General features: G+C 71.5%; 20 protein-coding genes. 5 read left to right on the top strand and 15 right to left on the bottom strand.

Going from position 1 to position 20454, the window contains the following annotated elements; all coding sequences use genetic code 11:
* The first annotated feature begins 48 nt into the window (after positions 1–48).
* Complete coding sequence (gene pabB, locus K4B79_RS23380; RefSeq protein WP_232028829.1) at positions 49–2229, top strand: aminodeoxychorismate synthase component I; 2181 nt, start codon at positions 49–51, stop codon at positions 2227–2229.
* A gap of 50 nt (positions 2230–2279) precedes the next feature.
* Entirely contained in the window at positions 2280–3005 is a 726-nt protein-coding gene (locus K4B79_RS23375; protein ID WP_232028828.1) for a hypothetical protein, read from the top strand.
* A gap of 67 nt (positions 3006–3072) precedes the next feature.
* Here the strand turns inward: K4B79_RS23375 and K4B79_RS23370 are convergent, their stop codons facing one another.
* From K4B79_RS23370 to K4B79_RS23325, 10 genes are all read right to left on the bottom strand, one after another.
* On the bottom strand, positions 3073–3945 hold the full coding sequence (locus K4B79_RS23370; protein WP_232028827.1) for an aminotransferase class IV: 873 nt from the start codon (positions 3943–3945) through the stop codon (positions 3073–3075).
* The gene (locus K4B79_RS23365) at positions 3945–4649 is read right to left on the bottom strand and encodes a 2-hydroxychromene-2-carboxylate isomerase (RefSeq protein ID WP_232028826.1); all 705 of its coding nucleotides are present in this window, start codon (positions 4647–4649) and stop codon (positions 3945–3947) included. The genes K4B79_RS23370 and K4B79_RS23365 overlap by 1 nt, the downstream gene beginning before the upstream one ends.
* 21 nt (positions 4650–4670) lie before the next feature.
* The gene (fabG, locus tag K4B79_RS23360; RefSeq protein WP_232028825.1) at positions 4671–5417 is read right to left on the bottom strand and encodes a 3-oxoacyl-[acyl-carrier-protein] reductase; all 747 of its coding nucleotides are present in this window, start codon (positions 5415–5417) and stop codon (positions 4671–4673) included.
* 41 nt (positions 5418–5458) lie between these two features.
* Positions 5459–6610: a beta-ketoacyl synthase N-terminal-like domain-containing protein gene (locus tag K4B79_RS23355; protein WP_308280474.1), complete on the bottom strand. Its 1152-nt coding sequence runs from the start codon at positions 6608–6610 to the stop codon at positions 5459–5461.
* Positions 6607–7857, bottom strand: a complete 1251-nt coding sequence (locus K4B79_RS23350) for a beta-ketoacyl-[acyl-carrier-protein] synthase family protein (RefSeq protein WP_308280473.1) — start codon at positions 7855–7857, stop codon at positions 6607–6609. The genes K4B79_RS23355 and K4B79_RS23350 overlap by 4 nt, the downstream gene beginning before the upstream one ends.
* A gap of 21 nt (positions 7858–7878) precedes the next feature.
* Positions 7879–8142, bottom strand: coding sequence for an acyl carrier protein (locus K4B79_RS23345; RefSeq protein WP_232028823.1), 264 nt, complete (start codon positions 8140–8142; stop codon positions 7879–7881).
* Positions 8143–8208: 66 nt separating this feature from the next.
* A complete protein-coding gene (locus K4B79_RS23340) occupies positions 8209–8640 on the bottom strand; it encodes a MaoC/PaaZ C-terminal domain-containing protein (RefSeq protein ID WP_232028822.1) in 432 nt (143 codons plus the stop codon).
* A 5-nt stretch (positions 8641–8645) separates the two neighbouring features.
* On the bottom strand, positions 8646–9110 hold the full coding sequence (locus K4B79_RS23335) for an FAS1-like dehydratase domain-containing protein (RefSeq protein WP_232028821.1): 465 nt from the start codon (positions 9108–9110) through the stop codon (positions 8646–8648).
* A 55-nt stretch (positions 9111–9165) separates the two neighbouring features.
* Positions 9166–10563 (bottom strand): aldehyde dehydrogenase family protein, encoded by a 1398-nt coding sequence (locus K4B79_RS23330; protein WP_232028820.1) that lies wholly within the window; start codon positions 10561–10563, stop codon positions 9166–9168.
* Positions 10563–11669: a phenazine antibiotic biosynthesis protein gene (locus tag K4B79_RS23325; protein WP_232028819.1), complete on the bottom strand. Its 1107-nt coding sequence runs from the start codon at positions 11667–11669 to the stop codon at positions 10563–10565. The genes K4B79_RS23330 and K4B79_RS23325 overlap by 1 nt, the downstream gene beginning before the upstream one ends.
* Positions 11670–11813: 144 nt before the next feature.
* Between K4B79_RS23325 and K4B79_RS23320 the strand changes: the two genes are divergently transcribed.
* Positions 11814–13397 carry an acyl-CoA carboxylase subunit beta gene (locus tag K4B79_RS23320; protein WP_232028818.1) on the top strand — a complete coding sequence of 528 codons (1584 nt, stop codon included), beginning with the start codon at positions 11814–11816 and terminating at the stop codon, positions 13395–13397.
* Between the two features lie 70 nt (positions 13398–13467).
* Here K4B79_RS23320 and K4B79_RS23315 read toward each other — a convergent pair whose 3' ends face one another.
* Positions 13468–13926 (bottom strand): hypothetical protein, encoded by a 459-nt coding sequence (locus K4B79_RS23315; RefSeq protein ID WP_232028817.1) that lies wholly within the window; start codon positions 13924–13926, stop codon positions 13468–13470.
* Between the two features lie 242 nt (positions 13927–14168).
* Here K4B79_RS23315 and K4B79_RS23310 point away from each other — a divergent pair, with 242 nt between their 5' ends.
* Positions 14169–15389, top strand: coding sequence for a metallophosphoesterase (locus K4B79_RS23310; RefSeq protein WP_232028816.1), 1221 nt, complete (start codon positions 14169–14171; stop codon positions 15387–15389).
* Between the two features lie 71 nt (positions 15390–15460).
* On the opposite strand, the gene K4B79_RS23305 is transcribed toward K4B79_RS23310, so the two are convergent.
* Entirely contained in the window at positions 15461–16384 is a 924-nt protein-coding gene (locus tag K4B79_RS23305; protein ID WP_232028815.1) for a LysR family transcriptional regulator, read from the bottom strand.
* Positions 16385–16498: 114 nt separating this feature from the next.
* Here K4B79_RS23305 and K4B79_RS23300 point away from each other — a divergent pair, with 114 nt between their 5' ends.
* Positions 16499–17026, top strand: a complete 528-nt coding sequence (locus tag K4B79_RS23300) for a DapH/DapD/GlmU-related protein (RefSeq protein WP_232028902.1) — start codon at positions 16499–16501, stop codon at positions 17024–17026.
* Between the two features lie 64 nt (positions 17027–17090).
* Here the strand turns inward: K4B79_RS23300 and K4B79_RS23295 are convergent, their stop codons facing one another.
* The 3 genes from K4B79_RS23295 to K4B79_RS23285 form a co-directional block, all read right to left on the bottom strand.
* Complete coding sequence (locus tag K4B79_RS23295) at positions 17091–17735, bottom strand: dihydrofolate reductase family protein (protein ID WP_232028814.1); 645 nt, start codon at positions 17733–17735, stop codon at positions 17091–17093.
* Positions 17736–17844: 109 nt separating this feature from the next.
* Positions 17845–18426: an SMI1/KNR4 family protein gene (locus K4B79_RS23290; RefSeq protein WP_232028813.1), complete on the bottom strand. Its 582-nt coding sequence runs from the start codon at positions 18424–18426 to the stop codon at positions 17845–17847.
* An 81-nt stretch (positions 18427–18507) separates the two neighbouring features.
* Positions 18508–20418: a hypothetical protein gene (locus K4B79_RS23285; RefSeq protein WP_232028812.1), complete on the bottom strand. Its 1911-nt coding sequence runs from the start codon at positions 20416–20418 to the stop codon at positions 18508–18510.
* Positions 20419–20454 lie beyond the last annotated feature (36 nt).

The following is a 20454-nucleotide window of genomic DNA, read 5'->3' as shown; positions in this document are numbered from 1 at the left end:
CGGTGCCCGCACACCCACAGGTGACCGTTCCTACCCTCCGAGGGGCCCATGCGCACACTGCTGATCGACAACTACGACTCCTACACCTACAACCTCCATCAGCTGCTCGCCGAGGTGTACGGCAGTGAGCCGACCGTGGTGCGCAACGACGACCCGGACTGGGACCGGATCGACCTGGACGACTTCGACGGCGTGGTCATCTCGCCGGGGCCCGGCCGGCCCGACCGGCACCGGGACTTCGGCCACTCCCGTGACGCCCTGCTGCGCCGCCCGGCGCTGCCCGTCCTCGGGGTGTGCCTCGGCCATCAGGGCATCGGCCTGCTGGCCGGGGCGCAGGTGCGCAGCGCGCCGCAGCCGCGGCACGGCCACCTCACGACCGTCGACCACACCGGCGAGGGCCTGTTCGCCGGGATTCCGGACCGGTTCACCGCTGTGCGGTACCACTCGCTGTGCGTCGCCGAGCCGCTGCCCGAGGAGCTGGAGGCGATCGCCTGGGCGGAGGACGGCGTGATCATGGGGCTCCGCCATCGCGAACTGCCGCGCTGGGGAGTGCAGTTCCACCCGGAGTCGATCTGCACGGAGTACGGTGCCGAGCTGGCCGCCAACTTCCGTGCGCTGGCCCTCGGTTCGGCGCACCGCCCGTCCGTCGCCGCGTCCCGGCCGCAGACGGGGCAGGCCGGCGCCCGGCCCGCCGGACAGGCTTCCGTGCCCGGCCAGGGTTCCGTACCCGGCCCGGCGTCCCGGCCCGGGCCGCACGTCGTCGAACTGCGGGCGCACGTACGCCGTATCGACCGGCCGACGGACACCGAGGCCGCCTTCCACACGCTGCACGGTGCGAGCGACCGGGCGTTCTGGCTGGACAGCGCGCTGGTCGAGGAAGGCCTGTCGCGGTTCTCCTTCCTGGGCGACGCCGAGGGACCCGGCGGCGAGGTCCTCACCTATCGGGTGGGGGACAACGCGGTGATCGTCGAACCCTCGGGCGGCATCCCCTATCTCGAGACGGGAGGCATCTTCGAGGTGCTTCGCGACCGGCTGGAGACACGGGTGAGCGGGGCCGAGGAGCTGCCGTTCGACTTCACCGGCGGCTACGTCGGGTACTTCGGCTACGAGTTGAAGGCCGAGACCGGCTCCACCGCGACCCACCGGGCGCCCACCCCCGATGCCGTATGGCTGCGGGTCAACCGCTTCCTCGCCGTCGACCATCTGGAGGGACGGACGTACGTGGTGGCGGTGGCCGAGCCCGGGCAGTCCGGCTCCGCGCAGGAGTGGGTGGACCGCACCACCGCGCGGCTGGAGGCGTTGCCCGACATGGCGCCGGACACGGAGGCGCCGGCGAGGGCGACGAGCGTGGACGCCGCACGCCGCCTGGTACGCCCGCGCGACCGGTACCAGGCCGACATCGCGGAGTGCCGGCGTCAGCTCCAGGCGGGCGAGAGCTACGAGATATGCCTCACCAACAGCCTGAGGCTGCCCGCACCCCCCGACGATCTCGCCTACTACCGCAGGCTCCGGCGCCTGAACGCGGCCCCCTACTCCGCCCTGCTCCGCCTGGGTGAACTCACCGTCTTCAGCTCCTCCCCCGAGCGGTTCCTCCGTATCGACAAGGACCGCACCGTGGAGAGCAAGCCCATCAAGGGCACCACGCGGCGCAGCTCCGACCCGCAGCTCGACGGGGAACTGCGCGACTCGCTGCTGAACGACGCCAAGACCCGCGCCGAGAACCTGATGATCGTCGACCTGCTGCGCAACGATCTCGGTCAGGTCTGCGAGATCGGCAGCGTCAGCGTTCCGCGGTTCATGGCGACCGAGTCGTACGCGACGGTGCACCAGTTGGTCTCCACCGTCCGGGGAACACTGCGCAAGGACACCACCGTCATCGACTGCGTCCGGGCCTGCTTCCCCGGCGGCTCGATGACCGGGGCACCGAAGCTGCGCACCCTGGAGATCATCGACAGGCTGGAGGAACAGGCCCGGGGCATCTACTCGGGAACCCTCGGCTACCTCGGCTTCTCCGGGACCGCCGACCTCAACATCGTCATCCGCACCGCCGTGCGGTGGCGGGACGGGCTCACGGTCGGTGCGGGCGGCGCCATCGTGCTCGACTCGGACCCCCAGGCCGAATACGACGAGATGCTCCTGAAGGCCGAGGCCCCCCTGCGGGCGCTGCCCGCGCCCGTCCGCGACACTCCCCAGGTTCCGTCCCCGGGCTTCGCCGACGACAGCCGATAGCCTGACGTGCCGGGGCCCGGTGCCCCGGCACGCAGGACACAGAGACGACCGTGTCGGAGGTGGCGGTGTTCGCGGACGAGCAGATCGAGTTGTTGGCCGCGTCGGGCTGGAATACCTGCGAGTCCGTCCGCGAGGGCCTGCTCAGAGCCGGACTTCCCGTCCCGACGGCCGACTATCTCAAGAAGGCGGTTCCCGCCGCGCGTTGGGAGCGGGCCCGGCGGGCCACCGAGGCGCTGCGCGAGCAGTTCCAGGAGGCACGCTTCGCCGATGAGGCCACCTTCGGTGTGCTGCTGGTGCCGGACCCGGACAAGCTCGACACGCGCGGCGCCGTCGATCCCGCCATCCGCGCGGACCAACTCGGCAAGCCCACCCCGGACGTCGTGGACAAGTCCCTGCCGGCCGGTGCGCTGCCGGTGGGGCCCGGCACCGACTGGACACCGGTGGCCACGATCACCGGCCCGGCCGGGCTGCACTTCGGCAGCTACCAGGACATCCGTGACGAGTACGACGGGAAGACGTTCGAGGTCGACGACGTCGACACCCGGGACCTCATGGTGCGTCAGTTCTGGGGTGCCCGCGTGCTGCAGTCCGGCCGGGAGCTGCCGGACTGCGAGGAGGGCGGCGGATGGACGTTCACGCTCTTCCCCGGTGAGGACCTGGTCGGTGGCCGGGCGGTCTCCGGGACGGTGCTCCACGGCAAGGTCCGCTTCCGGCTGGGCAAGCCCGACCGGGGCATCGCGGTGGTACGGGTGTGTCCCGCGTTGGTGATCCCCTGACACCGCTGCGCACATCCGGCTGACTCGCTCCGCACACCCGACGCCGGCCCGAAGCGAGTCCGTCCCGTCAGGTCGTCATACCGCGGCCCGCGACGGCGGCCACCGGTGCGGCGGCCTCGTCCAGCACGCGGCTCCACTCCTCCACCCGCCGGGACGCACCCGCTTCGACGACGTCCGGCAGACCGGTCCAGGCCGTCACCGGACGGATACCGTGCAGCGCGTTGACCGCCCAGACCTCCAGACCGTCCAGTTCGTACGGGGTCGGCCGCTCCAGGGCCACGTCGACTCCCGCGTCGGAGGCGGCCCGGAGCAGCAGGGCGCGGGTCACGCTCGCCAGGACGTCCGGGCCCTCGGGGACCGCGCACAGGGTGTCTCCCCGCCACCACAGCAGGCTGGTGGTGGAGCCCTCCCGGATCCGGCCGTCCGGCGCCAGGATCAGCGCTTCGTCGGCGCCCGCGTCGAGGGCCTGCTGCCGCAGCAGGGTGAGGTGAGCGAGGTCGGCTCCCTTGACCGAGGGCCTGATCCGCCGGTCCGGGTGCGGCGGCGTCCACAGACGCACGCGCTCACCGCGCGGCGGGGCGGGCCTGATCCACAGCTGAAAGCACAACGCTCCGTCGGCCAGGACGAGTTCCACCCGGGGGAACCAGCGCCCCTGCCGCGGGAGACGCTCGACAGCCGCGCCGAGGAACGCGGTGGTCCGCCGCGCCGGAATCGCGCGGAGCGCGGCGCAGGCGGAGGCGAAGCGCTCGACGTGGGCCTCCAGGGCCTTGACCCTGCCGTCGTCCACCAGCCACGAGTCCATGGCCAGCAGCGTGGTGGGCTCCTCTGTGGATCGCCACGTGGACTGCTCCGTGGACTTCTCCGTGGGCTCCTCCCCCGGTCCGAAGCCGCGTTCGGGGCCCACCCAGCGCAGTCGTGCCCCGGCCCGGGCGCCGGCCATCAGCCGCAGCCGCCCGCGTGTCCGTAGTCGCTGGACCGGGCAGCCGTGACGGCCGCCGGGTCGGGTGACACCGCGCGCCCCGAAGGGGCATCGCCGGCGTCGAGAGAGGCGACGAAGTCGGCGAGCCGGTCGACGCCCCAGAACTTCTGGCGCCCGTTCAGGAAGAACGGCACGCCGAAGACGCCGTCCTGGTCGATGTCCAGCAGCGCCCGCACGCCCCGCGCGCGAATGTGCTCGTCGTCCGGGGCGTGTGCGGCGGCCTCGGAGACCCCGGCCTCGGCCGCCAGCTTCGCGACCGTCTCCCGGTCCGAGATGTCCAGGCCCTCCTGCCAGCGCGCACGCTGGACGCGGTCGATGAACTCCATCCCCCGGCCCTCGTCCGCGGCCACCAGGTAGGCGAGATGGGAGACCTCCCACCAGGCGTCACGATCGTCCGGCCAGGTGACCGTCAGCCCGCGCCGCGCAGCGAGCCGCCGTACGTCGCCCAGCATGTAGAGGTGCTTCTCGCGGGACATCGGCACGTAGATGAACCGGCCGTCCGCCTCCTTCAGCGCCTGCTCGCTGTGTTCGTCCGGTTCCCAGAAGGGCCGCCACTCCGCCGCCCGGACCACGTCCGGGTGCTCGTGGAACAGATCGTGCAGCGCGAGCCAGGAGTAGGGGCTGCGGAAGGAGAAGTAGATCCGGGGACGGCGGGGTCGCGCCATGGTGTGCTCTCCTCGGGCTGCTCAGATGGTGATGCCGCCGTCGACCTGGACGACGGCGCCGGTGATGTAGGAGGCCCGCGGCGAGGCGAGGAAGGCGACGAGATCCGCCACCTCCTCGGCGCCGCCGAACCGGCCCAGCGGAATGCGGTCGACCGCGTCCCGCTGCCGGCGCTCCCCGAGCCCGGCGGTCATGTCGGTCTCGATGAAGCCGGGGGCGATCACGTTCGCGCGGACACCATAGGCGCCCGCTTCCTTGGCGAGCGCGCGGGTGAAGCCGATGATCCCGGCCTTGGAGGCGGAGTAGTTGGTCTGCCGGGCATTGCCGTAGACCCCCGACACGGACGAGAGGTTGAGGACGACTCCGCGCTTGCGCTTCATCATCGGCAGGATGACGGCGTGGCACACGTTGTACATACCGTCGAGGTTGACCCGCAGGACGCTGTGCCAGTCCTCGTCGGTCATGGTCACCAGCGGCTTGTCCCGGGTGATGCCGGCCGAGGTCACCACCACGTCGATGGGCCCGAGTTGCTCCTCCGTGGCCTGGACGAGCCCGCGCACGGCATCCGCGTCCGTCACATCGGCCTCCCGGGTCAGCACCTGGGCCCCGAGTTCCTTGGCCTCCCGCTCGACCTCCCGCGCCTCCTCGGAGCGCGACCGGTAGCAGAAGCTCACGTCGTGGCCGTCCTCGGCGAGCTTTCGTACGACGGCTCGCCCGATGCCCCTGGAGCCCCCGGTCACGAGGGCCACAGGCCTTCGGCCGCTGTCCATTGCGTACCCCTTTCCGTACTGATTCAGCTGCGATCGACGCGTCAGCGTCGTCCCTGCTCCGGCCCGGGGAAGCGCAGCAGCGCGCAGCCCACCACGCCTTCGCGGTCCACGGTCGTCACGACTCCCGCCCGCCCCGCCGACTCCGGGTCGCTCTCCGCGGCGCTGAGCAGGGCCGTGATCTGGAACGCGGCGGAGACGGCGCCGGTGTCGCCGAGCAGTTCGGTGCACAGCGGGCCGCGTGGAGTGCGGCCGCCCAGCGCCTCGTCCAGGGCATGGCGTTCGGCGGTGCCGAGGGTGCCCGGCAGGTCCGCGGGTGCCACCGCCCAGACACGGTCGGCGTCGAGTCCCGCCCGCGCGAGGGCCCGGCGTACGCAGTCGGCGAGTACGGGGGTGACCTCCGACTCGGTGTGCGGCAGGCCGATTTCGACGGCAGCCAGTTCGGCGAGCGCGGCGCCGCCCCGAGGAGCGTCGGCCTCCAGCAGCAGCACCGCGCTGCCCTCGCCGGTCAGCGGCGCCCGTCCCTGTTCGGTGTGTGCGTGCCAGTCCAGCCAGGCCCGCTCGGCGGAGAACTCCTCCACCGCGCCGCAGACCACGCTGCGGGCGTGGCCGGAACGCTGCAGCCGCTGGGCGTGGTTGAGGGCGAGCAGCGCGGACGCCCGGCCGCCGGCGATCGTCACGTTGGGGCCGCGCAGCCCGTGCCGGATCGCCGACTGTCCGGCGGCGCAGTTCATCACGGTGTTGGGGAAGCGTGCCGGGTCGACGTGGTAGGGCTTGTCCTCGGTCAGCGCGTCGCGGGTGAAGCTCATGATGCTGCGCACGCTGCCGTTGGAGGTGCCGAGCACCAGTGCGGTGCTCTCGTCGACTCCGGGGATGCGGGTGCCCGTACCGTCGTCGAGGAGTTGGCCGACCGCGGCGACGGCCAGTCCGGTCGCCCGGTCCATGGAGCGGGTGCCTTTGCGGCCCAGCAGTTCGCGGGGATCGCCGCCCGGCACGAGGCAGGCCTCCGTTGCCGGAGCCGACCACTGATCGGGGTCCAGCGCGGTGACGACCGGCTTCCGGTCCCGTAGGCCCGCGCTGAAGCTCTCCCGGCCGACTCCGAAGGCGGAGACCGCCGACCAGGTGGAGATGAAGGGGCCCGTGACCGGGGCCGCCCCCGATGTGCGGTCTCCGCTCGTCCGCGTCATCCCGGTCATCGCTGTCCTCCCGCGGGTCCCGTCGGGCCGCCCGTGTCGTACCGGCCCAGCATCAGCACGGCGTTGTTGCCTCCGAAGGCCAGCGCGTTGTTCTGTACGACCCGCAGATCGGCCTCGACGGCCTCGTTCGGTACGCAGTCGATGTCGCACTCGGGATCGGTCTCGACGTGATTGATCGTCGGCGGGATGAATCCCTCCCGGATGGCGAGTGTGCAGGCGATCGCGGCGATGGCGCTCGCCGCACCCATCGTGTGGCCGATCATCGACTTGATCGAGACGGTGCGCGGGGTCTTGTCGCCGAAGACCTGCCGGATGGCCCGTGCCTCGCTGACGTCGTTGGCCTTGGTGCCGGTGCCGTGCGCGGAGATGAGGTCGACGTCGTCCGCGGCGATGCCGGCGTTGTCGTGGGCCAGCCGCACGCACCGGGCAAAGCTGTCCTCGTTCGGCGCCACGGGGTGGTCGGCGTCGCAGTTGAGGCCGTAGCCGAGCACTTCCGCGTGGATGGTCGCGCCCCGCGCCAGGGCGGACTCCAGGCTCTCCAGCAGGAGTATCCCGGCCCCTTCGCCGGTGAGGATGCCCTTGCGGTGGCGGTCGAACGGCTGGCACCGCTCGGGTGCGATGGTGCCCAGCCGGTAGAACCCGGCGAAGGTCTTCAGGCACACGGCGTCCGCGCCCCCGCACAGCGCGAACTCCACCTCGCCGGTACGGACCGCGTCGTACCCGTAGCCGATGGCGTAGTTGCCCGCCGCGCACGCGGTCGGCAGGGTCACCGCCTCGACGTTGACCAGCCCGAGTTCGCGGGCGGCGGCCACGGACAGCCGGCCGGCCGGGACCCGCCGGGCCACCACCGGGTCCATCCGTTCGGGGCCATGGGCCACTTCCTGCTGGACGAGCCGGTCGAGGTCGCGCGACTCGCCGTCCGTGGTGCCGACCGTGACCAGGGAGCGGGCCTGCCTCAGGTCCTCGGCCGGAAGCCCGGCGTCCTCGACCGCCATCCGCGCGGCGGCGGCGGCGAAGTGGCTGGCCCGGCCGTACTCGCGCAGCGGGAGGTTGTGCACGTACGCGGCGGCGTCGAAGTCGTCGATCTCGCAGCCCTGGGCGTGTTCGAAGCCGGTGACGTCGAAGGACGTGACCGGCTTGGCGCCGCTGCGGCCCGCGCGCAGTCCCCCGAGGAACTCCGCGACACCGGTTCCGATGCTGGTCACCGCGCCGAGGCCGGTGATGACGACGCGTCGCGGTGATGACATGTCAGACAGCGTCATCGCGGCCTACTGCCGCCGGGCGGCGGCTTCCGCCACCACCTCGCACACGCCTTGCAGGTTCACCATGTGCACGAGTTGCTCCTGAGCGATGGTGATCTTGAAGGTCTTCTCCAGCGACGCGAGGATCTCTATCGCGAGCAGCGAGTCCGCGTCGTGGTCCTCCTTGAAACGGCTCGTGAGGGTCATGTCCTCGGGTTCTATCTCGAGGATGTCGGTCACGATGTCCTTGACCTTGCTCTCGAGGTCGGTGTCGATGCTCGGACTCGTCATGGCCGCTTCCTTCTTCCTCTTGGTGACTGGTTCTTCGTGACTGACTCTTGGTCCGTGGGTCCGGCGTCAGGCCAGCCGGACGACCGCCCGTGCTCCCGACATCACCTCGCGCCCGCCGGACGAGGCGGACAGGCGGACCACGACCTGGTTGTCGTCCAGCTTCTTCTCGATCCGGCCGCTGACGTCGAGGCGCGCTCCCTCGTCGTCGTCGGGGACGACGACGGGGTGGGAGAAGCGGCGTACCGAGTACTCCACCAGCGCCCCGGGGTCGCCGGCCCAGTCGGTGACGACACGCACCGCCTCGGCGATGGTGAAGGTGCCGTGGGCGATGACGTCGGGCAGGCCGACGGCCTTGGCGACGCGCTCGTTCCAGTGCGTCATCGTGTAGTCCGAGCAGGCGCCGCAGAAGCGCAGCAGATCCACCCGTTTGACCGTGAACTCGCGGCTCGGTATCTCGGTGCCGACGCCGACCTCGTCGTAGCGCACTCGCGCGGCCATCGTCGTCATCCCTCCCCGGGCGCGGCGGTGCCGCGCGAAAGGATCGTGTTGACGACGGTGCACACGTGCTCGCCGTCGACCGTGTCGATCGTGTGGGTCATGGTCCACTGCTCGTGTTCGCCCAGCACCCGCATGTCGTCGACCGTGGTGGTCTGCACGAGCCGGTCGCCCGGCTGGATGGGGCGCCGGTGGGTGGTGCGCTGTGCGCGGTGCACGCAGACGGGTTCCTTCTTCTTGCCGAACTCCGGGTCGTACAGCGGCCAGCCGCCGAAGCGGAAGAAGAGCATGACGGCGAAGGACGGCGGTGCGATCACGTCCGGATGGCCGAGTTCCTTGGCCGCCTCGGGATCCAGGTAGGCCGGGTGGGTGTCGCCCGTCGCCAGGGCGTAGTCGCGGATCTTCTCGCGGCTCACCTCGTAGATTTCCGTGGGCTTGTGGGTGCGCCCGACGAAGTCGTGGTTGAGTGCCATGACCGCCCCCAATTCGGTGTCTGGCGTGGTGCGTTCGGCCGATGGACCGAGCGCTTCAGTCGCGGATCACGGTCTTGGTCCGCATGAGGAACTCCGCGAGATAGCCGTCGTGCGGGGTTCCCGGACGCATCCAGTACGTCGGGTGGTCGCCCACGTGGACGTTGCTGATGGTGGGTTCGTCGACCAGGTGCCCGATCAGCTGTTCGTCCTCGGTGATCGCGGTGAGGACGAGGCTGTTCTTCAGCGGCTCGATCCCGTCGGCCCTCGACCAGGGGGCCACCCAGACGCAGGGGAAGCCCAGTTCGATGCCGGCCTGCCGGGCGTCACCGCGGGGCAGTTGGAACACGGCGGGCCGCAGTACGGCGCTGCCGTCGCCGAGTTCGTCCACGATGCCGTCCCCGCCGAGCCGGGCGGTGGTGCCCTCGGCGCTGCGCAGCAGATACCGCTCGACGGCGCGCGCCTCCTTCACGGGCTGTACGGGCAGGACGGCCTTCGGGTCCTGCGGCGGCAGGCTGGGGATGGCCGCCAGCCGGTCGGCGATGGCCTCCGCCACCGGGGCGGGGTCGCCCTCGACGAAGACCGCGGTGGCGTTGACGCACGCCGTCCCGCCCTCGTCGCCGATCGAGTCGACGATGACGTCCAGATGCGAGCGCCAGTCGTCGCCGGTGATCAGGATCTTCGACCGGCCCGGCCCCTGCGGGAGCACGGTCGGGTGACCGCCGTACTTCTTCATGACCTCGTCGCCGCCGTAGACCATCGCCAGGTCCGCGCCCTTGATGACGCCGTCGGCCACCGCGTGGTCGGTGGGCAGCAGGACGACGTGGTCGTCGGGGAAGCCCGCCTCGCGCAGGGCGCTGATCAGGCGGTGCGGGGTGAACGGCTCGCGTCGGGACGGGCGTACGGCCACGCGGTAGCCCAGGACCAGGGCCTCCAGCCACAGGGCGTGCACGCCGGGGTGGTTGCCGGCGGCGTGCACGGCGAAGACGTCGCCGCGCCGGGTCCACACCGCCCGGCCCTGGCGCGTCGACGGGTCGTTCCAGTGGTCGACGGCGCCTCGCGGGCGTGCCTGGGACGTGGTGTCCCGGGCCTGGGCGGCGGCGTCCGCCACGATCTCGGCCGCCGCGGTGACCACCGCGACGGGCAGTCCGGAACAGCGGCTGACGAGGGCCCGGTACTCCTGCGGGGTCAGTCCCCCGACGGTCTCGGTCGCGAAGATCCTTCCGGCCCGGTCCAGGGCGGCGGCCCGCTCGTCGGCGGGCAGGGTGCCGGCCCTGTGCAGCGCGGCCATGCTGCGCTGGACGTACAGGGACGGCACCAGACTGAGTTCCGCGACGGGTGTGCCTCCGACGTCGGGCACGGTCAGGCGGTTGCGGGCGCGGAAGGCGCCGCGCGGCCCGAGGGCGTCGAGTTGCACCAGTCCCTGTATCTCCTGCGCCCCCTCCATCCCTTCCATCAGTAGACCCCTTCGATGACGACCTCGTCGTCGAAGCTGGCGACCGGGGCCACCTGGGCGACGGAGTCCCCCAACTGCCCCTCCGGCGGGCGCATCCGCACGGCGGTGTCGCGTTCGAGGTTGTTCGGCAGCAGCATCCCCTTGCTGATGTGGTTCATCACGACCTGGCCGCGCTCGCCGTACGGGACGTTCTCCCCGGTCGCGGGATCGATGACCGAGAAGGAGATGTAGGGCGAGAGGGGATCGAAGACGCAGGCGTCCTCACCGGTGGTGTCGACGCGCTCCAGGGAACCGCCCAGGATCATCGTGCTGCCGTAGGCGCCCTGCAGTTGGATACCGGGGAAGACCTCGGTGCGGAACAGGTGCCGGGTGTCGGCGTCCATGTGCGCCCCGCCCCACTGGATGAGCGAGACCTTCCTGTTGATCAGTTCGACCAGCCGCTCGTCCTGGGCCAGGCGCTCCAGCAGCGGCGGAGTCGTGATCATCACCCCGACGTCCTGCGTCTCCAGCAGGTGGCGGGCCTGGTTGACGAGGTGCTCGGCATAGCGTCCGGCGTCCTCCGCGCGTCCCTCGCCGATGCACTTCTTCACCCACCGGGGGTCCATGTCGATGGTGAAGAGGATGCCGCCGTTGCGGCGTGCGCCCTCGCGCAGCGCGGCTCCGAAGATGTGCGGGCCGTCCGGCATCAGGGCGAGCCAGTTGACGTTCCGCGGACAGTCCCGTTCGTCCAGCTTGCGCTGACTGAACGTCAGCCAGCGCTCCATCCAGTCGTTCATGCACACGACGCGCTTGGGCGCCCCCGTGGTACCGCCGCTCTCGTAGACGCCGTAGAGGTCGTCGAAGGAGCCGTAGCCGCGGGGGATCAGCTCCTCCGCGCGGACCTCGCGCAGTTCGTTGACGACATTGGGAAACAGCTTCAGGTCGTCGAAGGTGTGCACGTCCGCGCGCGGGTCGAAGTCGAGCTTCTTGGCCCGCTCGAGCCAGAACGGGGATCCGGTCTCCGGGCTGAAGTGCCACTGCATCGCCGCTTCGAGCAGGTCCCGGGCTCCCGGAGTCTCGTCCATCGGGCAGTCGAGCACCCGGTCCACGTGACTGTGGTTCGACATCTGCGTCCTTTCACTGCTCGGTCCCACCGGCCGTTCCCACCGGAGATCGTTGCCACGCCATGGTGGCACGCAATATATGCACGGTCAAGAGATGTGCACACCTTGATGGTTGAGTTACCCTCGGACGGCAGAAGGGGGGCCAAGATGACGGAGATCCAGGAACCGACCGCCGCCGCGACGGATGCGCGGGGACGGGTCGCGGAGCTACGGACGCTGCGCGAAAGGGCGTTGCGGGGCCCGGACGAGCGGGCGACCCGGACGCAGCACGCCCGGGGAAAGCTGACGGCGCGGGAGCGGATCGAACTCCTGCTGGACGACGGATCCTTCTGCGAGACGGAGCCCCTGCGCCGGCACCGGGCCACGGGGTTCGGGCTGGAGGACAAGAGGCCCCACACGGACGGCGTGATCACCGGGTGGGGGACGGTGTACGGGCGGACCGTGTTCGTCTACGCCCACGACTTCCGGATCTTCGGCGGCGCGCTGGGCGAAGCCCACGCCGCGAAGATCCACAAAATCATGGACATGGCCATCTCGGCGGGTGCGCCCCTGGTCGGCCTCAACGACGGCGCGGGGGCCCGCATCCAGGAGGGCGTCACGGCGCTCGCCGGGTACGGCGGCATCTTCCGGCGCCACACCCTGGCCTCCGGAGTCATTCCGCAGATCTCGGTGATCCTCGGCCCCTGCGCGGGCGGCGCCGCCTACTCCCCGGCACTCACCGACTTCGTCTTCATGGTGCGGGAGACCGCGCAGATGTTCATCACCGGCCCCGACGTGGTCCGGGCCGTCACCGGGGCGGAGGTGTCCCACAACGGGCTCGGCGGCGCGGATGTGCACGCGACCACGTCCGGCGTCTGCCACTTCGCCTACGACGACGAGGCCGCCTGCCTGGAGGACGTGCGCTACCTGCTCACCCTGCTGCCGGCCAACAACCGCGAGATCCCCGAGGCGTTACCCACCACCGACCCCGCCGAACGCCGCTCGGACCTCCTGCTGGACCTGGTGCCGGCGGACGGCAACCGGCCCTACGACATGCGCCGGGTCATCGAGGAACTCGTGGACGACGGCGACCACTTGGAGATCCACGAGCACTGGGCCACCAACATCATCTGCACGCTGGCCCGCCTGGACGGCCACGTCGTGGGCATCGTCGCCAACCAGCCCCAACGGCTGGCCGGCGCCCTGGACATCGAGGCCAGCGAGAAAGCGGCCCGTTTCGTCCAGCTGTGCGACGCCTTCAACATCCCCCTCGTCACCCTGCTCGACGTCCCCGGCTTCCTGCCCGGCGTCGACCAGGAACACGGCGGCATCATCCGGCACGGGGCCAAGCTGCTGTACGCCTACTGCAACGCCACCGTCCCCCGGGTCTCCGTCGTGCTGCGCAAGGCCTACGGCGGTGCCTACATCGTCATGGACTCCCAGTCCATCGGCGCCGACGTCACCTACGCCTGGCCCACGAACGAGATCGCCGTCATGGGCGCCGAGGGCGCGGCCGACATCATCTTCCGCAAGCGCATCGCCGAGGCCGACGACCCCGAGGTGATGCGCGCCCGCCTCATCAAGGAGTACAGGTCCGAGCTGATGCACCCGTACTACGCGGCCGAACGCGGCCTCGTCGACGAGGTCATCGACCCGGCCGACACCCGCCCCGTCCTCGTCCGCACCCTGGCGATGCTCCGCACCAAGCACGCCGACCTGCCGTCCCGCAAGCACGGCAACCCACCCCAGTAGGCGGCAAGCACCCCCGGCCCTCCCGGGCAGGCCGAGGGAGCGGCTGCGACCCGCTCGGCCACGGGCAGGGTCAGCCAGCGCAGTAGGTGTTGCGCAACAGCGTGTTGATCCGCTTGCCGTCGGCCACGGTCACCTCGTGGGTCCCGGTGCTGAACCGCCGCGCGGCGACCCGGTCCGGGTCGGCGATGTTCCGCCGGAGGTCGGCGCATTGCGCGTCGGCCTTGGCATCGGCCGTGGCCAGGCCCTCGGGTGTGCCGAGTGCCGGATCGATGTAGCGCAGATTGCTTTGCAGGGCGACGCTGCGGGCCGCGCGAAACGCCTCGTCGACTTCGTCGTTCGCGTCGGGCGTGGTGTCCGGACCCGGTGACAGCGCGGCCGTGCTCGCCGACGTCCGGGCCTCGCTCGGTCGGCCGGAGGCGGACTTGTCGTCCGTACCGTCGCTCCCGCACCCCGCCAGCAGCAGTGCCAGACAGGTGACGAAGGGCGCGACGAGGACGCCTGGGCGTCGTACGGAAAGCTTCTGTCGCATGGGCTCCGCTCCGTGGTCAGAACCACCGGTTGTCCTTGGCGAACGCATGATGGCGTACGGCGTCCGGGACCGGTCCCGGACGCGCGAAGCCGGGGGGGCTCGTCGCCGCAACTGGGGCTCCGATCCGGTAGAGAACCTTCCCCCCCTTCGCTCCAAAGGGCCGCCCAGGAACGCCGGTCCGGTCGGTCCGAGGGCGACCGGATACAGTGCGCGGGACGGCAGCCTGGTTTGTGAGGGGAAGCGTGACCGACACCAGCGACACCCGGCCCACCGAGGATGAGGCGCGAGCGCCGCGGCAGAGCCGACTGCACCGCCTGATGCGCTATCTCCCCCTGATCGCCCCCGTCCTGCTGTGGGCCGTGCCCTGCTGGATGCTCCTGTACGCCGGCCAGCGCTGGCCGCTGCCGGTCACGCTCGCCGGTACCGCCCTGTTCGCCCTCGGCCTCATATGTATGCCGCTCGCGATGGCGCGCGGCCACGGCCGACGCCAGCAGGACCGGGCGGCGATCGTCGGAGACACCCTGCTGGGCGCCAGTTGGGTTCTGTTCACCTGGTCCGTTCTGCTCGGCGTCCTGCTGCGGCTCGCCCTGACCGTGGCCGGTGTTGGGGGAAGCCAGGACCGGGCCCGGATCGTCGCCTGGGCCGTCCTCGGCACCGCCGCCGTACTCCTCGCCTGGGGATACGCCGAAGCCCGCCGCGTGCCACGCGTGCGCCGACTCGACGTGCAACTCCCCCGACTGGGCGCCGGGTTGGACGGTCTCCGCGTCGTCCTCATCACCGACACCCACTACGGTCCCCTCGATCGCGCCCGCTGGTCGGCACGTGTGTGCGAGACGGTGAACACCCTGGAAGCCGACGTGGTCTGCCACACCGGTGACATCGCGGACGGCACCGCCGAACGCCGCCGCGCCCAGGCCGCCCCGCTCGGAACCGTGCGGGCCACCCGGGCCCGGGTCTACGTCACCGGCAACCACGAGTACTACAGCGAGGCCCAGGGCTGGGTCGACCTGATGGACGAGCTGGGCTGGGAGCCGCTGCGCAACCGCCATCTGCTGCTCGAACGCGGCGGCGACACCCTCGTGGTGGCCGGCGTGGACGACGTCACCGCCGAGTCCTCCGGCCTGGCGGGCCACCGTGCCCACCTCGCCGGAGCCCTGAGCGGCGCCGACCCCGACCTGCCCGTCCTGCTCCTGGCGCACCAGCCCAAGTTCGTCGACCGGGCGGCGGCCGCCGGCATCGACCTCCAGCTCTCCGGCCACACCCACGGCGGCCAGATCTGGCCCTTCCACCACCTGGTCCGCCTCGACCAGCCCGCCCTCGCCGGCCTCACCCACCACGGCCCCCGCACCCTCCTCTACACCAGCCGCGGCACAGGCTTCTGGGGCCCGCCGTTCCGCGTCTTCGCCCCCAGCGAGATCACCCTCCTCGTGCTCCGCTCCCCACACCTGCCCACCGCGCCGTAGCCGCGTCCTCAGTGCCGTGGCGCAGCTCGACGCAGGGCCGCGGTCACAGCACCGCTGATTCGGTCGTCCGGTCAGCGGTCCACCCACCCCGGTGTCCACACCTCGCGCGGAGTTCGCGGGCCTGTGGTGCGCAGATGGTCGCGCAGCGCGGTCAGCACGGGGTGCTGGTCTCCGCTGCGGAACAGCAGCGTGTGCGGGTAGACCGGGGTCGGGTCGTGCAACGGGATGCGCCGGAGGTCGTGGTTCTGGGGCCACAGGTACCGGTCCCCGCTGCCGACGAGGGTGGCCAGCGCGGCCGAGTCGGCCAGCGCGTCCATCAGGGCCTCGTCACCGAAGTTGGGGCCGAGCGCGTCGATACTCAGTCCGAAGGCCTCGGACAGCGCCTGGTAGAACGCGGCCCATTCCGTGCCCGGCCTGATCCCGGGGATCCAGATGCGGTGGCCGGCCAGGTCCGCGGGACCGACCCGAGGCGCGTCGGCCAGCGGATGGCCGGGGCCGACCAGGAGCTCCAGGGGTGCGTCCAGGAGCCGTTCGGCGCTGATCCCGGTCGGCACCTGGTCCGCCGGCAGGGCGCGGAAGGACGCGTCGACGGTCCCTTCGAGCACCGCCCGGGCGGCTTGGGCGGCGTTCTCCTGGCTCAACGTCACCGCGTCCAGGTCCGCCCCGGGGTGGGAGCGGTAGAACCGGTAGACGGCCTGGGCCGGGGCGATGCGCCGGTTGAGGACATCGACGCGCAGGGGACGGCTTCCGGGGCGCACGGCTTGCTCGGCCTGTTCGACGGCCGCCAGGACCTTCTTGGCGTGCGGCAGGAAGACCTGCCCGTCCAGGCTCACCCGGGAGCCTCGGGAGGTCCGCACCAGGAGCGTGACCCCGATATGCCTCTCCAGGGTCGCGATCCGCTTGGAGGCCGCCTGCTGGCTGATCCCCAGCTCGTCGGCCTGGAACTGGCCGGTCTCGGCGACGGCCACGAACGTGCGCAGGGCTTCGACATCCACGCTCGCACCCTACTTTCACAACCGATGGTTGTGTCCGGTGTGGTGCTGGGTTGTTTGATCGCGTGTTCCGCGCGGTGATGGGATCAGGGCATGTCTCCTCGCACAGAGCAGGTCATGTATGTCCGGACGCCCGAGTTCGCGCGCCATGCGGAGCGGATCACGGAGGTCACCGATGCGACGTCTCGACTGAATGTGCTTCCGTTCGGCGACAGCGAAGGTCGGGCGGAACTACTTTCTGTTGTGTTCGGTGGCCCGCTGCCGGAATCGGTGACGATCTATCCGCCGTTCTTCACCGAGTACGGGCTGAACACGACGTTCGGGGAGAACGTCTTCGTCAACCAGGGATGCACCTTCATGGACAAGGGAGGCATCCGTCTCGGGAACGGCGTCATGATCGCCCCGAAGGTCAGCCTCATCACCGGAGGCCACCCGCTGCCCCTGGCCGAACGCCGCGAGTACCTCTCCTTCGCCCCGATCGTCATCGAGGACGACGTCTGGATCGGGACGGCCGCCGTGATCACGCAGGGGGTGACCATCGGTGCCGGTGCGGTGGTCGCCGCCGGTGCGGTGGTCACCCGTGATGTTCCTGCCGGCACCCTGGTCGCGGGAGTGCCCGCCCGGGTCGTCAAGAAGATCGACTGATCCCCCGGCCAGGGCGCTCGATGCCCGCGGGATCACGGCGGCCGATCGCCGGTGCGGGGCGGTGTCAGCCGTCGTGTCCGAGGCCGCGGTCCGGTGCGGCCATGTCTCCTGTCCCGGGTGTGCCCTCGGCGAGGCCGTAACGCAGGTACACCGTGCCCTTGGCGCTGGACACCGGCGGTTCGAGGAGGGTCAGGTTCGTGGGCACCGCGCCGCCCTCGAACACCTTCTTGCCGACACCGAGCACGATCGGGTGCACCCAGAGGTCGAGCCGGTCGAAGAGCTTCTCCCGCAGGAGGGTCTGGACCAGGTTCAGACTCCCTACGACCTTCACGTGCTTGTGCCGGTCACGGATCTCGCGGACCGCATCCGCGAGATCCGGGCCGAGTTGCGTGGACCCGGCCCACGAGAGGTCGGGCTCGCCACGGGAGGCCACGTACTTCGGGACGCTGTTGAAGAGCGCGGCGATCTCGCCGTCCTCGCCGCCCTTCTGGTGCGGCCAGTAGGCGGCGAAGATGTCGTACGTCCGCCGGCCGAGCAGAAGGGCGTCCGTGCCCTCGTACGCGGCACCGATCTGTGCCCCGGCGACCTCGTCCAGCAGAGGCGCCTGCCAGCCGCCGAACGGGAACCCCGCCGGGTCCTCGTCAGGGCCGCCGGGCGCCTGCCCGACGAGGTCGAGGGTCGCGAACATCTCGATGTGGATGAGGCCCATGTCCTGCTCCCGATGAGTTGGATGTCTCCTTCAGGGAGGTAGACCTGTCGGGGCGGGCAGAATCATCGCGCGCGGGGCTTCCCGGGCCGACCAATGTCGGTGGCGATCTTCAGAAGACCCAGTCCAGCTCATCCTCGTCGACCGCGACAGGCTGGTAACCGTCCACCGCCTCGCCGGTCTCCAGGGCCGTGGCCGTGGCGTCGAGGAGAGCCGGGAGCGACGCCCACATGGGGTGGGGCGAGAAGGAGCATCCGGTTTCGTGATCGGCCTCGCCGATGCGTCCACGCCGGCGGTAATGGCGTTGGTCGATGATGAGGTAGTCCCCTGCCCCGTCGAAGGCGAAGGGGATCCACCGGGCGTGCCACCACGGCCCGTACTCCCCGTCCGGGTCGCCTTCCTCGGCCCCCGCCGGCTCCTCTCCGTAGATCTTCATGCGTGTCTGCCAGGACCTGACGATGCTCTGCACATCGAGCAAGGACCAGAAGGGTGGCAGCAGGTCGTAGTGGCCCATGCCGTTGTGCCGCAGCAAGGACTCCGTCAAAGGATCGGGGAACGGCTGCCCGATGACCTCTTCGGCCAGGGCGACGGCGGAGCGCTCCGCAGGGGGGCCGAGAGCGGCGAACGTGCGAGGCGTGTGCCGGGCGAGCCATGCCTCGATACGGGTCCACGACTCGGATGTCGACGTAGTCATCCTGGGATGGTGCCAGTGGCGTGTCGCTCGACGGGCGGATTCAGGGCGACTGCCACGGCCGCCGTGCGAGGCGGTCGGTGTTCAGCGCGGGGCCGCCGCGGCCGCGGTGAGGATGCGGTGCAGGACGGCGACCGGGATCGCCGGGTTGGTGACCGCCGTGCTTGCCGTGTCGCGGTCGTGCAAGAGCCCGGCCAGGACGCGGGCCGGCAGCCGTGGACTGCGCAGCGCGGTGTCGCGGACGTGGGCCTCGGGGTCGTTCAGCAGCCGTACCGCGTCGGCCGGTGACAGCCGGGTGTCCTCGGCCGCGCGGCGGCGCACCTCGGCTTCGGGATCCCGGGCCAGGCGTGCGACGTCGGCCGGTGTCGACTCGGGATCGTCCAGGGCCAGGCGGCGCATTCGCCCGCTGGGGTCGTCTGCGTGGCGCAGCAGGCCCGCGCGGGGGAAGTTGGGGTGGCCGCGAGGCCGGTCGGGGTGGCTGAAGCTGCCGTCCCACCAGCGCCAGACGTCCAGCAGCAGGTCGGCCGGCGCGTCCTCGCACGACTCGGCGAGGACCAGGTGGACCACCCGGTCCCCGTCCCGCGCCAGGCGCGCCACGACGTCCGGCGGGAGGTGCCGGGCTCGCGCCACACTGCGGCGCACCAGCGGGTGGGACGACGCGGCGAGACGACGCATGGCATCGGCGTCGCCGTGCAGCTCCTCGACCCAGGGCAGGGTGTGCGCCATCGATGCCGGGTCGAAGTCGTGGCGGACCGCGGCACGTTGCTCCTCGGTGAGGTCGGGGCGCAGGGCCACCTCGGAACGGATGGCGGCCTGCGGGTCCCGCGCCAGCACGGCGACCCCGTGCGTGCTAAGGCTCGGGTTGGCGGCCAGTGCCCGCCGTACCTCCGGGTCCCCGTCCCGGACCAGCTCCGCTTCGAGCCCGGGCGCGAGGCGGCACCGTTCCAGCGCCCGCCGCGGGTCGGGCAGGGCGGCGAAAACCTCGCGAGGCATGGGTACGCCGGTGTGGTGGGCGAGCAGCGCGGCCGTTCGCACCGCCTCGTCGGTGTCGGCCAGCAGGCGCTGCCGCAGCGGCGCAGCGAGCTCCTCCCACCGGGCACAGGCCGCCGCCCGCACCAGGGGATCGGCGTCGGCCGCGAGGCCGGGCAGGTGCGGTGCGGGCAGCCCCGGAAGTTCGGCGGCTCGCGCGCGGGACGGGCCGGCGAGGAGGTGGTCGTACAGGTCCTCGGGGAGTTCGGCGCCCCAGACGCCGGCGCGCTCCGCCCAGAGCACGCGTCGATCGGGCGACGGCTCGGCGCGGACGAGACGTACCCACTGATCGGACGTGAGCCTGGGCCGGAAGGTGTCGGCGGGCGTTGACCGCACCCGCGGATCGGGGTGCGCCACGGCGGCGTCGAGGACGGCGGGCCGGTCGCATCCGTGCAGGAAGCCCTCGTCCACGTCCAGCAGCCGGATCAGCAGTTCGTCCGGCGCGGCCGGATTGGATCCGATCCCCCCCGCCCAGTGCAGAGGCCACCCGCGTCGGCCGGGCACCGCCGCCCATACCTCGGCGCGCTCGACCTCCGTCTCGCGTCCGGCCGTCTCGGCGGCCTCCTCCAGCCGCTCCGACAGCCGGTCGAGGGCCGTCACCCGGGACCCGCCGGCCCCGGGCACCTCCGCCAGCAGCACCTGCCCGTCGAGGGAGAGCGCCACGAACCCGGGGTCGCCGGTCAACCCCGGCACGCCACTTTCGGCGTGCCGGACCCTGGTCCACCAGGAGTCGTTGCCACCGATCCGGTGTCCGAGGACGGCCACCAGGAACTCGCCGTCGGCATCGCGCAGACGCCGCCACCAGGCGGCATCGAGCGCTTCCCGGGCCACGCCGTCCGGCGCCGCGATCCCCCGCGCGATCCGCCAGGCGGCCTCCGGCGGGAACAGGCTGCCGGGGCGCACGTCCTCGACGACCGTGAGTCCGGCGCGCGCCAGTACGTCGTGGAGTTCCTCTCGGTGCTGCACGCGATCATGATCTCCGTCGGCTCGCGGCGGGACAAG

It is taken from the genome of Streptomyces lincolnensis, from assembly GCF_021173675.1.
Classification (GTDB): Bacteria; Actinomycetota; Actinomycetes; order Streptomycetales; family Streptomycetaceae; genus Streptomyces; species Streptomyces lincolnensis_B.
The sequence above is the reverse complement of the archived record's forward strand: the minus strand, read 5'-3'. Positions and strand labels throughout refer to the sequence as shown.

Coding starts and splice junctions, on each gene's coding strand:
- pabB (WP_232028829.1), top strand. CDS start 49: ATGCGCACACTGCTGATCGACAACTACGACTCCTACACCTACAACCTC.
- K4B79_RS23370 (WP_232028827.1), bottom strand. CDS start 3,945: ATGGCCGGCGCCCGGGCCGGGGCACGACTGCGCTGGGTGGGCCCCGAA.
- K4B79_RS23365 (WP_232028826.1), bottom strand. CDS start 4,649: ATGGCGCGACCCCGCCGTCCCCGGATCTACTTCTCCTTCCGCAGCCCC.
- fabG (WP_232028825.1), bottom strand. CDS start 5,417: ATGGACAGCGGCCGAAGGCCTGTGGCCCTCGTGACCGGGGGCTCCAGG.
- K4B79_RS23355 (WP_308280474.1), bottom strand. CDS start 6,610: ATGACCGGGATGACGCGGACGAGCGGAGACCGCACATCGGGGGCGGCC.
- K4B79_RS23350 (WP_308280473.1), bottom strand. CDS start 7,857: ATGTCATCACCGCGACGCGTCGTCATCACCGGCCTCGGCGCGGTGACC.
- K4B79_RS23345 (WP_232028823.1), bottom strand. CDS start 8,142: ATGACGAGTCCGAGCATCGACACCGACCTCGAGAGCAAGGTCAAGGAC.
- K4B79_RS23340 (WP_232028822.1), bottom strand. CDS start 8,640: ATGGCCGCGCGAGTGCGCTACGACGAGGTCGGCGTCGGCACCGAGATA.
- K4B79_RS23335 (WP_232028821.1), bottom strand. CDS start 9,110: ATGGCACTCAACCACGACTTCGTCGGGCGCACCCACAAGCCCACGGAA.
- K4B79_RS23330 (WP_232028820.1), bottom strand. CDS start 10,563: ATGGAAGGGATGGAGGGGGCGCAGGAGATACAGGGACTGGTGCAACTC.
- K4B79_RS23325 (WP_232028819.1), bottom strand. CDS start 11,669: ATGTCGAACCACAGTCACGTGGACCGGGTGCTCGACTGCCCGATGGAC.
- K4B79_RS23320 (WP_232028818.1), top strand. CDS start 11,814: ATGACGGAGATCCAGGAACCGACCGCCGCCGCGACGGATGCGCGGGGA.
- K4B79_RS23315 (WP_232028817.1), bottom strand. CDS start 13,926: ATGCGACAGAAGCTTTCCGTACGACGCCCAGGCGTCCTCGTCGCGCCC.
- K4B79_RS23300 (WP_232028902.1), top strand. CDS start 16,499: ATGTATGTCCGGACGCCCGAGTTCGCGCGCCATGCGGAGCGGATCACG.
- K4B79_RS23295 (WP_232028814.1), bottom strand. CDS start 17,735: ATGGGCCTCATCCACATCGAGATGTTCGCGACCCTCGACCTCGTCGGG.
- K4B79_RS23290 (WP_232028813.1), bottom strand. CDS start 18,426: ATGACTACGTCGACATCCGAGTCGTGGACCCGTATCGAGGCATGGCTC.